The 11,259-nt window shown below is 39.0% G+C and carries 10 protein-coding genes; 6 read left to right on the top strand and 4 right to left on the bottom strand.

The annotated features are described in order from the left end of the window. Positions 1-17 precede the first annotated feature (17 nt). Together QME45_08085 and QME45_08080 are read right to left on the bottom strand one after the other, a co-directional pair. Complete coding sequence (locus QME45_08085; GenBank protein MDI6618622.1) at positions 18-872, bottom strand: DegV family protein; 855 nt, start codon at positions 870-872, stop codon at positions 18-20. A gap of 209 nt (positions 873-1,081) precedes the next feature. Further along, positions 1,082-1,984, bottom strand: a complete 903-nt coding sequence (locus tag QME45_08080) for a radical SAM protein (GenBank protein ID MDI6618621.1) — start codon at positions 1,982-1,984, stop codon at positions 1,082-1,084. A gap of 484 nt (positions 1,985-2,468) precedes the next feature. Between QME45_08080 and QME45_08075 the strand changes: the two genes are divergently transcribed. The 5 genes from QME45_08075 (at position 2,469) to QME45_08055 (ending at position 8,196) form a co-directional block, all read left to right on the top strand. Beyond that, positions 2,469-3,149: a response regulator transcription factor gene (locus tag QME45_08075; GenBank protein MDI6618620.1), complete on the top strand. Its 681-nt coding sequence runs from the start codon at positions 2,469-2,471 to the stop codon at positions 3,147-3,149. 1 nt (position 3,150) lies between these two features. Further along, positions 3,151-4,158: a HAMP domain-containing sensor histidine kinase gene (locus QME45_08070; GenBank protein ID MDI6618619.1), complete on the top strand. Its 1,008-nt coding sequence runs from the start codon at positions 3,151-3,153 to the stop codon at positions 4,156-4,158. 255 nt (positions 4,159-4,413) lie between these two features. Further along, on the top strand, positions 4,414-5,097 hold the full coding sequence (locus tag QME45_08065; protein MDI6618618.1) for an ABC transporter ATP-binding protein: 684 nt from the start codon (positions 4,414-4,416) through the stop codon (positions 5,095-5,097). Further along, positions 5,094-7,724 carry an FtsX-like permease family protein gene (locus QME45_08060; protein MDI6618617.1) on the top strand — a complete coding sequence of 877 codons (2,631 nt, stop codon included), beginning with the start codon at positions 5,094-5,096 and terminating at the stop codon, positions 7,722-7,724. Before QME45_08065 ends, QME45_08060 begins: the two co-directional genes overlap by 4 nt. A 160-nt stretch (positions 7,725-7,884) precedes the next feature. Further along, a complete protein-coding gene (locus QME45_08055; GenBank protein ID MDI6618616.1) occupies positions 7,885-8,196 on the top strand; it encodes a hypothetical protein in 312 nt (103 codons plus the stop codon). A gap of 115 nt (positions 8,197-8,311) precedes the next feature. On the opposite strand, the gene QME45_08050 is transcribed toward QME45_08055, so the two are convergent. Together QME45_08050 and QME45_08045 are read right to left on the bottom strand one after the other, a co-directional pair. After that, positions 8,312-8,629: a YmaF family protein gene (locus QME45_08050; GenBank protein MDI6618615.1), complete on the bottom strand. Its 318-nt coding sequence runs from the start codon at positions 8,627-8,629 to the stop codon at positions 8,312-8,314. Between the two features lie 285 nt (positions 8,630-8,914). Then, positions 8,915-9,961 (bottom strand): transporter, encoded by a 1,047-nt coding sequence (locus QME45_08045; GenBank protein MDI6618614.1) that lies wholly within the window; start codon positions 9,959-9,961, stop codon positions 8,915-8,917. A gap of 200 nt (positions 9,962-10,161) precedes the next feature. Between QME45_08045 and galU the strand changes: the two genes are divergently transcribed. Continuing rightward, positions 10,162-11,082 (top strand): UTP--glucose-1-phosphate uridylyltransferase GalU, encoded by a 921-nt coding sequence (gene galU / locus QME45_08040; protein MDI6618613.1) that lies wholly within the window; start codon positions 10,162-10,164, stop codon positions 11,080-11,082. Positions 11,083-11,259 lie beyond the last annotated feature (177 nt).

Below are 11,259 nucleotides of genomic sequence, written 5' to 3'. Positions count from 1 at the left end.
GTTTTTTTATTGTGCGATTATTCTTTTTCAAGGTAGATTATGCCGATTGTTTTTGGACCGCAGTGAGCAGCAATAACGCAGCCTGAAGGCGTATCGAGAAGGTCATCAATCTTTATTTCGGATAACAGTCCCTTGCTTAAAAAATCCACATCTTCTTGGGGTGTTAACGAGTGGGTGATGAATACTCTGTGCGTATCAACTTTATCTTTTCTTACCGTTACTGTTTTTAAGAGGCCATCTAAAACAGCCAGCCTTTTTCCTTTGAATTTTTCGCCAACTATCATAATCCCGTTCTCGACGATTATTCGCGGATGGATTTTAAAAGCTGAGCTTGCCCATCTTTGAATCGAAGAACATCTGCCGCCCATATAGAGATACTTCAAGGTATCTATGATAAATGATGTCCTGACTCTCGGCACGAGTTTCAGTATTTTCTCGTATATCATTTTCGCATCCATGCCTTTCATGGAATATTCTGCTGCTTGAAGAGCAAGAAGTCCGATTCCGGAGGAAAGATTTCTCGAGTCTATTATGTAGATCCTACCTTCCGTGAATTGTTTAGATGCGATTCTGGCATTCTGGACAGTTGAAGAAAAACCGGACGACATGCTGATATAGACGATATCATAGCCTTGATCGATCCATGGTTTGAAGGCATTTATAAAATTCAAGGGTGTCGCTCCGGATGTTTTAGGAAGTTTTTTCTTTTCCTCGACCAGTTCATACATTTTATCTTCTGTTATGTCGATTCCGTCCAAATAACTCTTTTCGTCAAATACAACATATTCGGGTATGATAGCTAAATTGTATTTATCAATAAGTGCTTTAGTAAGGCTTGCCATGCTGTCGGTTAAAATTTTTACAGGATTCATAAGTTTACCTCCCGATAATAAAATATAAATACGAATGGAGAACAAATGTCCTCCAATAAAATATATTATACATATACATATAATACTACTAATATGAAGGAAAAATCAAACGCTTAAAGGTCAAGGCCTGTCGGTGTATATATTCTTCGAATATAAAAATATGTACCAATGGTTTCCCCCAGTTTGCAGGATCCAAATTCTACAAGTTTTTATAAGCCTTCAAAGTTAAATTGCGGGGTATATGTATCATTTGCAGATCCAAATTCCTGCAAAAATCCGTTATTGAGCCCGATAGATAGGGCATAGTCGATAAGCCATTCATATGTTTGGGGTTTTACCCTTTTGTTTATTTCCGGATACTCTTTTGCCTTGTACATAGGGACATACTGGCTCATCAGGCTTATATAAACATCATTCGGGAGATTATCCGATATCCAGTCGAGTATTTTTTTGGATTCCGATAGCATTCCCGGCAGGAGCAGGTGGCGGATTATCAATCCCTTCTTTATGAGTCCGTTTTCTATGACAGGAGAACCTGTTTGTCTGTACATTTCGAGTATGGCATCTGATGCATAATGAAAATAGTCCGGCGCCTTTGAATATTTTACAGAATATCTTTCACTGTAATATTTTAAATCGGGAAGATATATATCTATGAGTCCATTGAGATGCTTCAATGTCTCTGTGCATTCATAGCCGTTTGAATTGTATATTACAGGGATTTTTAGGCCTTCATGTTTGGCATCCGACAGTGCCTTTATTATTTGCGGCACGTAATGCGTCGGGGAAACAAGGTTTATATTATTGGCACCCTTATTTTGAAGCTCTATAAATATTTCAGAAAGCCTTTCGATCGAGATTTTTTTCCCCATGTGTTCCTGACTTATATTATAGTTTTGGCAAAATACGCAGGACATGCTGCAGTCTGAAAAAAATACGGCGCCTGAACCATGTCCTGCGCTTATGCACGGCTCTTCCCACATATGCAGCATTGCTTTTGCGGCTTTTATCTCATAGCCTGCTCTGCAGTATCCAACCTGTCCGTTAGTTCTGTCAATTCTGCATTTCCTCGGGCACAGTTCGCATTTTTTCAACAAATTCAATATTTCCATATATTCCACTTCTTCCTAAAACAGGTAAATTTGCTATTGCTGGTTATAATTTAATATCTAAGGATAAATAAACCGCATGTGGATAAATATGGGGATTATGTGGATAACATATTCACCAGCATTTAGTTTATAACAGCAAATTGTACCTGTACCGAAATTTTATATTATAAATTGTAATTAGAATAAAAAAGTTAGCATATGAAAGCTAAAGTTCAAAATCCACAATACGAGCCATAATGCTATAAAAAACACAATAAGCCTTATAAGGCATCCAGTCAACTTCAGTGTAATTTTCAAAGCTACTATTATTATAACAAGGGATATTAAAATCGATAATAACTGGGACATATAAACGCTCCTCTCAAAACATGTCATAAATATATTCTATTAATTAATTGCATTTTGTGCAATCAATTTATTTTTAAAACATTTTATGATATGTAAAATATATGAAAAGACTGTATAATAATAATTGGTGATTAATATGCAAAGAATTCTTCTGGTTGAAGATGATAAAACTATAGCGATGGGTCTTAACTATTCCCTGACTCGTGAAGGGTATTCCGTGGAAACTTGTTATAATGCTGCTTCCGCATTGAATGCCGCTGAAAACGGCAGCTTTGATCTGGCCATACTTGATTTATTGCTGCCCGATGGGAACGGATACGACATTTGCCGCGTTATCAAAGAAAAAACAAATTTGCCTGTGATTTTTCTAACTGCCCGCGATGATGAAGTCAATGTAGTAATGGGCTTGGATATGGGCGCTGATGACTATATAACAAAGCCTTTTCATTTGAGGGAACTTTTATCGCGCATACGGATGGTGCTGCGCAGGGCAGGACATGGTGACCGGATAGAAGATAAGGTTTATCTGGGCGATATTGCTATATATACCAAGCAGGCCAAAGTTATAAAAAACGGAATCAATATTCCTCTTACTGCATTGGAATATCGGCTATTGCTGGCACTTGCCGGAAATAAGGGACAGGTCCTGACCCGTGATCAGTTGCTGGAGGAAATATGGGACATTGCTGGAGAATTTGTGAACGACAATACTTTAACAGTATATATCAAGCGCCTGCGTGAGAAAATCGAGGATAATCCTCAAAATCCTAAATATATCAAGACGGTCCGTGGGCTTGGATACCGGGCGGGTGATTGAGGTGGGCTTGTTGCGAAACAGAGAGGTGAAGTATCTGCTTTTAACGGTTCTTACAATCGGCATAATAGGTACTGCTATTTTTTATACCATTTCGCCGATGGCGGCAGTTATAGGCGGAAGCTTTTTCCTATTGCTGATTGCTGTATTTTTTATTTTTACATATTGGCGTTACCGCCAGTTGATGCGACTTGGCGATTATTTGAAACGAGTAAACAGCGGAGATTACTTTCTGGAATTGCAGGATAATAATGAAGGTGAGCTGTCGATATTAAAAAGCGAAATTTATAAGGTCACGGTGATGCTTAGAGAACAAAATGAACAGCTGAAGAGAGATAAAATCAATCTTGCAAATTCTCTTTCGGATATATCACATCAATTGAAGACGCCCCTTACGTCTATGTTCGTAATGACGGATTTGCTTTGTGACGGCGATCTAACTTATAAGAAGCGCACTGAATTTACTAGAAAAATCAAGAGGCAGTTGGAAAGGCTGCAATGGCTGGTGGAATCGCTGCTCAAGCTTTCCAAGCTCGACGCAGATGCAGTTGCATTCAAATGCCAAAGCACCAATCCCGATGATCTTATTGAAAAGGCCTGCGCTCCCATGCTGATACCTATGGAGATTAAAAATCAAATGCTGTCCGTCAAAACCGACCATATATTTTTTGTATGCGATCCTAACTGGACATCAGAAGCTTTGCTCAATATTATCAAAAATTGTATTGAGCATACGCCATCTGGAGGGGAAATCGATATATCGGTTTTTACCAATGCGCTGTTTACTCAAATAACGGTGAAAGATAACGGTGAAGGCATGGATAAAGCGGATTTGCCTTATATATTTAACAGGTTTTACAAGGGCAAAAATGCCGGAAGCGATAGTGTGGGTATCGGGCTTGCCATGGCAAAATCCATTATTGAAGCGCAGAATGGAACTATTGAAGTGAAAAGCAAACCTAAAGAAGGGTCGGAATTTATTTTGCGTTTTCCTAAAAAATGGATGCATTAATATTTTTTAAATATAAAAAATGTACCCCCAAAAATGATTACCTTCGATTCGTAATGAAATCGGTCATAAATAACACAAGCTCAAATTACGAATAGAAGATGATTGCGATTAAATTGCTTTGTGACAGAAATGTCATCAAAAAAGTCACCCGTCCGTCATTTTTGAGGCTTATGATATAAGGTATAACTTATCAATAGGGGTACATATATTTTTCAAATATAAAAATACGTACTCCTTACCAAGGGGGTATGCATTTTGGAAATTTTAAGGGTAGAAAATCTGTCCAAGACCTATGGCAGCGGTAATGCTGAAGTGAGAGCGCTGGATAACATATCGTTTTCGGTGAAAAAGGGAGAATTTGTTTCTATAATTGGCCCGTCGGGGTCAGGCAAATCCACACTGCTTCACATATTGGGAGGTGTGGATCGTCCGACATCCGGAAGGGTATTAATCGAGAATACGGATATTTATACATTGAATGAGACAAAGCTTGCCATCTTTAGGCGGCGGCAGATAGGGCTGATATATCAGTTTTACAATTTGATTCCGGTTCTGAATGTAGAAGAGAATATTATGCTGCCTCTGCTTTTGGATGAGCGCAAGCCTGAAAAAGGGCAGCTCTCGGCAATTCTTTCAACTCTTAATTTAAACGATCGGGCAAAGTATCTTCCAAATCAGCTTTCAGGCGGCCAGCAGCAGCGCGTCTCCATCGGCCGTGCGCTTATAAACAGCCCTGCGCTGGTGCTTGCGGATGAGCCGACAGGGAACCTTGACAGCAAAAACAGCGCAGATATAATAAATTTGCTTCGCATGTCCAATAAAAAATATAACCAGACGCTTATACTGGTTACCCATGACCAGAATATCGCCCTGCAGGCCGACCGCATTATTGCAATCGAGGACGGGCACATCGCTAAGGATGAGGTGATACGTTTATGAACGTTATTGAACAATTCACCCTTAGAAGCCTGAAACGAAACCGGAAATGGACCGTTGTAACTATTATCGGAATTATCATTTCTACCTCCATGATTACTGCTGTTTCCACTTTTTGTTCATCATTTATAACTTTGATGCGGAATAGAGCTATTGTAAGCGACGGCAACTGGCATGCCACAATTACAAACGTTAAGGTAAGTGATATAAAGACCATAGAAAACGCCAAGTTTATAAAGCAGGTCATGCTAAGCCGCAACATAGGTTATGCCCGCTTGAACGGCTCTAAGAATGATCAAAAGCCATACCTGTTCATCGAGCAGTATGATATGAAAAACAACATAAAGTTCCCCACTACACTGGTTGCCGGGCGCATGCCGCAAAATGACGGTGAACTTGTATTGTCCCAGCATATTCAAACCAATGGGGGCGTAACGTATCATATCGGCGATAAGCTGAAGCTCAATATAGGGAAACGAATAGGAAGCGACGGTAAAGAATTATTGCAGGATACCTCCCTCCAGTCTGGGAATACAAAGGATGAAAAAGGCGAAGTTACTTATGAGGAAAAGCTTGTACCTGAATCCACTAAAATATATACAGTTGTAGGCATCATAAAGCGCCCTAATTTTGAACCCCGCTGGGCTCCGGGTTATACGGCCGTCACATATCTTGATGAAAGTGCGTTAAAACCCGATGATAACGTGAATGTAACAATACTCGCCGGAAAGCTGACCCATCATTTTTTTGATGATGTGAATTCTCTTGCGGGAAGTGTTGGAAAGGACGCCAATGAGGTAGAGTTCAACGATGAATTGCTGAGATACTATGGAGCCGTTAAAGACGATAATACGCAAACTATCATATATGGCTTTGTCCTTATTATGATTGTCATTATCATGATAGCTTCCATATCGCTTATATATAACGCATTTGCGATTTCCGTATCTGAGCGTACCCGCCAGCTTGGAATGCTTGCAAGTGTGGGGGCGACCAAGGGACAAAAGAGGCAAAATGTTTATTTTGAAGCTCTGCTCATAGGGCTTGTCGGGATCCCGGCGGGGATCGCAGCAGGAATTGCAGGCATTGGAATCACTATATTTGCCTTACGCCCTTTGATGGAAAGTTTTACATCATTTTCGTCATACGGCCTGCAGCTTGAACTTGTGGTTTCGCCTCTGTCGATTGCGGTAGCGGTTGTATTTGCAGCTTTAACAATTTTTATTTCGGCATGGATTCCTGCAAGGCGTGCTTCCAGAATCATGCCTATCGATGCGATACGCCAGACGAAGGAAATAAAATTGACCAAAAAAACAGTGAAAGTTTCTCGCCTGGTTCGGCCGCTGTTTGGCTTTGAAGGAGAAATCGCGTTGAAGAATCTGAAGCGCAACCGAAGGAAATATCGTGCTACTGTTTTATCGCTTATTATCAGCCTTGTTTTATTTTTGACCGTTTCATATTATGCCGACTTTGCAGGCAAAGCATCTTCTGCACGCTATATGGGCTTGAATTACGATATCTCAGTAGATTATATGGATGTGCCTCCGTCGGAGATTAAAGAGCTAAATGGTAAAATTGCCCGGCTTGACTTTGTTACTGATTCTGCAATGGCACAGGTGACTGAGGGTATATTTCTGGCAGACAAAACCCAGTTGACAGAGACGGCTAAAAAAATAGTGAAATCAATGAAACCGGATAAACAGGGCAAATATAACATAAGCGCGAGAATTTACTGCCTTGATGGGCCGGCATTTGAAAAATACGCAAAATCTGTGGGTGCAGATCCAAGGGATTATGAGAATCCAGATGTTTTGAATGGAATTTTAATAAATTACATTAAAGTTCCCATTGATAAAAAATATGTTGCCGGCGAAAATTTGAACATAAAACCCGGAGGACTGCTGCATTTTTGTTATCCTTATCGGGAAAATCAGCTTGAAAAATTCGATTTCATAGCAGGAACGGTTACGGATAAAAGGCCTATGGGCATACTTACCCAATCTTATGAAAATACGCTGGTGGTTAGTGAAGAAGTTTTCAAGGCGTTTCAGTCTAAGCTTCGCCCTGAATACCAAAAAAGCATAAGACAAAGCATGTATTTGAATACAAGCAACAGCGATAAATTAGAAGAGCAAATAAAAAAGCTTACAGATAATACTTTAAATGGCAGGATAATCATCTTAAATATCGCTGCCAGTGCTAAATCTGAACGGGATTACAGGTTGTTTCTCGAGGTCTTTATCTATGGTTTTATCATCCTCATAAGTCTTATTTGCATTGCAAATATCTTTAATACAATATCCACAAGCGTGGCATTGCGGCGCAAGGAATTCGCAATGCTCCGCTCGGTTGGGATGACACCCAGAAGCTTTAACAAGATGATCCGATTTGAGAGCGTATTTTATGGAATGAAAGCGTTATTGTATGGTCTGCCGATCAGCATAGCCATCGCGTGGCGACTCTACTATTTGGAGGGCCTAAAATATGATTTTGAGTTTTCTCTGCCGTGGGCAAACTATGGAGTGGCAATCGCTCTGGTCTTTATAATAGTGGCTTCCACCATGTTGTATTCAAGCGCTAAAATCAAGAAGGAAAATATCATCGATGCACTCAAGGAAGAAGATATGTAATAGGCGATTCAATAAAATGTGGCATATATTTTATACTTTAAGAATAGCTATTTAAAAGAATGGTGTTGGTCCTTGATACTTTATTTACTATTTCAAGCTTTGCAGGGTTTTTCAAGTCAAGGGCAAATCCAGAGTTTCCGAAGTGAAGAGGAGGGATTATATGCCGCAGTTTAAGGCTTATATAAAAAACGGCGAAATAATGCTTGAGGGCGCAGATGAAAAGATCGATTATTTCACTCAGTTCCTGGACGAAATGGATGAGGCCTGCGATGAAGCTTTTTGTGACTGCAATTCCAATGATAAAGCAAGAGAAGTGGTCGAAAAATACCTGCCGGAATATGAGGATGAAATAATGGCACTGTTTGAAGACAATGGAGGCTATTGCGACTGTGAAGTCGGCAAAAATGCAATGGCTAAGAACATCGTCATAAAGAAACTCGGGCATTTTATGGACTTGCAAGACGTGGAATAATAAATCTTCAATCTGGCGAATGAGTGTTCAAAATAACACAAGCTCATATTACGAATCGAGGATAATAAATATAGCGGCCGCTTTCTTCACAAGATATGAGCAGCCGCTGATTTTCCTATTCGTTTTTACCATATATATCGGTTATACCCCTGAAATAATGAACGTGTCCGTCGTCGCATGATGTTATGCCGTAATAATAATGGTAGTGCCCGCAGCCGCATGCTGCCGGCATGGCAGGACCTGTATAAAAACAGACATTATGCCTATGTTTATCGTCTTTGGAAGTTTTCCCATAATAATAGTGTACATGATTGCGCCCCTGCTCCAGAAAAATGAGCTTGCACGATTTCAAATCTTTGATTTTATGGCAATGATTACAATAACGATCGGTAACTCCACAGCATTCATGTTCGTGTCTGCCAAAGTCTGACATAAAACCATCTCCTTGAAATAAGGTGCATATTTTATATTTGAAGAATATTATGGAAAGAGCAATTAGCGGAAAGTCTTTAGAGTCTGTTAACTTTAGCTTCAGGATTAGCAGAATCAATCTTTTGCGAAGCGAGTTTTGATTCTGCCCTGAACAAGTTTACAGACTCTAAAGACTGTGAGCTTAGCGATTGAAATAATATTCTTCAAATAATTTACATACGCCCTAGAAATAAGGTTTCCTACCATACAATATGCAGATGTTATTGAAATTGCATTATATTTTATGTCATTTTTTCAAATAAAGGCGTATAAGACAGATTATATATATAAAGCTTATAAAACCATATGAAGGGTAAAGAACTTTTATGAGGTTTTCAAACCCTATTTTGATAAACGGGAGGGCGGCTGATAAAATCAACACTATGGAAAATCTGTAGTTTATTTTGAAACTGTGATGTATTTTTTTTGAAAGGCTGTAAACATCCGAAACAGCCGTTGAGAACATCTCAAGCCATATTATTATAGAGAGAAGAAATGTGGCCACAGGGCCTATGGTTTTTGCAACAAATAGCATCGGTATTGAGAACCTGAAAATATTAGGCTCGTTTAAAATAAGAACTATATTCATCAAAAGCGTTAAAATAAATAAGCATACGGAGCCTATTATTATGCCGTTTGCCATGCCTTTCGAGTCCTTTATGTCCCGTGTCATAGGCGATATCACACCCGTTGTCGAAAGCATATTGAAGGATGAATATAAAAGGGAAGACCAGAGCCAGTTTTTTTTGAATGCCGGAGAATTTACTATATCTATTATCATGCTGTGATATGAACCGGGCCTTTCTACAAATACCAGTATGCATATGGTCACTATGAGGGTTATCATAAGAGGCACTATTATTGAATTTATGAATATCAAACCATCAGTAGAGTTGAACACAACTGCGGCGGTTGCTACTGCCATGACTATAGCCCCTATTATGTAAGGAGCCTTGAATGATTCCAAAAATATTGAACCGCTGCCCGAAAGTATTATGCATGCTCCTCCAAAGAAGAAAACGGTTGTGAGAACATCGACTACCCATCCGAAATATCTGCCGCAACTTAAATAAATAAGCTCATTGTATGAATATGTTTTATATTTATATGAAAGCTTCACGGTTATCAAACCTGTTATTATGTACAGGATACCGCATATTACTATGCCGAATAGGCCATAAAATCCATACAAAGTAAAAAATTGAAGTATCTCCTGCCCGGATGCGAGACCCGCCCCTACTATGGTGCCGATAAAAACTGCGGCTGCCTTCAATGAAACATCCTTATTTTTCATGCTATTTCTCCGATAATAATATTGACAATATATATTTACTTATATAAAAATGAATTTATTTCAAATCCATGAAGGATAACAAAAAAAATTGTTGAAATAATAAATTAGAACATTTTATTTGTAAGGAGTTAATCCAGAATAATACGTTTACATTATTTTCGGGAATAATATAAACAATAAAATTTTTTTGGAGGTATAAAATGAAAGTCAAAAAAGCTGTAATACCTGCGGCAGGTCTTGGCACAAGGTTTTTACCTGCCACTAAAGCACAACCTAAGGAGATGCTTCCTATCGTTGACAAGCCTACGATCCAGTATATTATTGAAGAAGCTGTCGCTTCGGGAATAGAAGAGATATTGATAATTACGGGAAGGAACAAAAGGGCTATAGAAGATCATTTTGATAAATCCGTTGAACTTGAGGCAGAATTAAAACACAGAAAAAATGATAAGCTGCTGGAGATTGTTGAGCGGGTATCCAATATGGCAAATATTTATTATATAAGGCAGAAGGAGCCAAAGGGCCTGGGGCATGCCATATTATGCGCAAAGACATTTGTAGGTAATGAACCCTTCGCTGTTATGCTGGGCGATGATGTGGTAGATTCGAAGGTACCATGTTTGAAACAGCTTATTGATGTGTACAACGAGTATAAGACTACAATACTTGGAGTGCAGGAAGTAGATAAAAATGAAGTCAATAAGTATGGTATAGTTGCAAACAAATACATAGAAGACAGAGTGTATAAAGTAAAGGACCTTATCGAAAAACCTGATATAGATAAAGCTCCTTCGAATATAGCCATACTTGGGAGATATATTATCAATCCTTCAATATTCGATATACTTGAGAGAACAAAGCCGGGAACGGGTGGAGAGATACAGCTTACAGATGCTCTTCGGGAACTTTTAAAGACCGAGGCAATGTACGCATACAAATTTACAGGCCGCCGCTATGATGTGGGCGACAAATTAGGATTTTTGCAGGCAACAGTGGAGTTCGCATTAAAGAGGGACGATTTAAAATACGATTTTGCAAGATACCTTTATAATCTCAGCAAAACGAGTACGGAATTTATGGATCTTTTAAAAGAGGCTGCCATAGATTCTGATGGGAAGTAAAAACAAGGCCGTATTTCAAACGATGAAATTGAAGTGCACCCCAAATGTCAGACAAAAATAACTGACATTTGGAGGTGTGCTTTTTTATTTGAAGATTATTATTTCAATAATCTTCGATTGGGAATATGAGTTTATGTTATTTTGAACACTCATTCGGCAGATTCAAGTTTTGTAAGT

The organism is Clostridiales bacterium, assembly GCA_030016385.1.
Taxonomy (GTDB): domain Bacteria; phylum Bacillota; class Clostridia; order Clostridiales; family Oxobacteraceae; genus JASEJN01.
The sequence above is the reverse complement of the archived record's forward strand: the minus strand, read 5'-3'. Positions and strand labels throughout refer to the sequence as shown.

Excerpts from the sequence above, each read along its gene's own strand:
- QME45_08045 (MDI6618614.1), bottom strand. The coding sequence starts at position 9,961 with ATGAAAAATAAGGATGTTTCATTGAAGGCAGCCGCAGTTTTTATCGGC.
- galU (MDI6618613.1), top strand. The coding sequence starts at position 10,162 with ATGAAAGTCAAAAAAGCTGTAATACCTGCGGCAGGTCTTGGCACAAGG.
- QME45_08080 (MDI6618621.1), bottom strand. The coding sequence starts at position 1,984 with ATGGAAATATTGAATTTGTTGAAAAAATGCGAACTGTGCCCGAGGAAA.
- QME45_08085 (MDI6618622.1), bottom strand. The coding sequence starts at position 872 with ATGAATCCTGTAAAAATTTTAACCGACAGCATGGCAAGCCTTACTAAA.
- QME45_08060 (MDI6618617.1), top strand. The coding sequence starts at position 5,094 with ATGAACGTTATTGAACAATTCACCCTTAGAAGCCTGAAACGAAACCGG.
- QME45_08075 (MDI6618620.1), top strand. The coding sequence starts at position 2,469 with ATGCAAAGAATTCTTCTGGTTGAAGATGATAAAACTATAGCGATGGGT.
- QME45_08050 (MDI6618615.1), bottom strand. The coding sequence starts at position 8,629 with ATGTCAGACTTTGGCAGACACGAACATGAATGCTGTGGAGTTACCGAT.
- QME45_08055 (MDI6618616.1), top strand. The coding sequence starts at position 7,885 with ATGCCGCAGTTTAAGGCTTATATAAAAAACGGCGAAATAATGCTTGAG.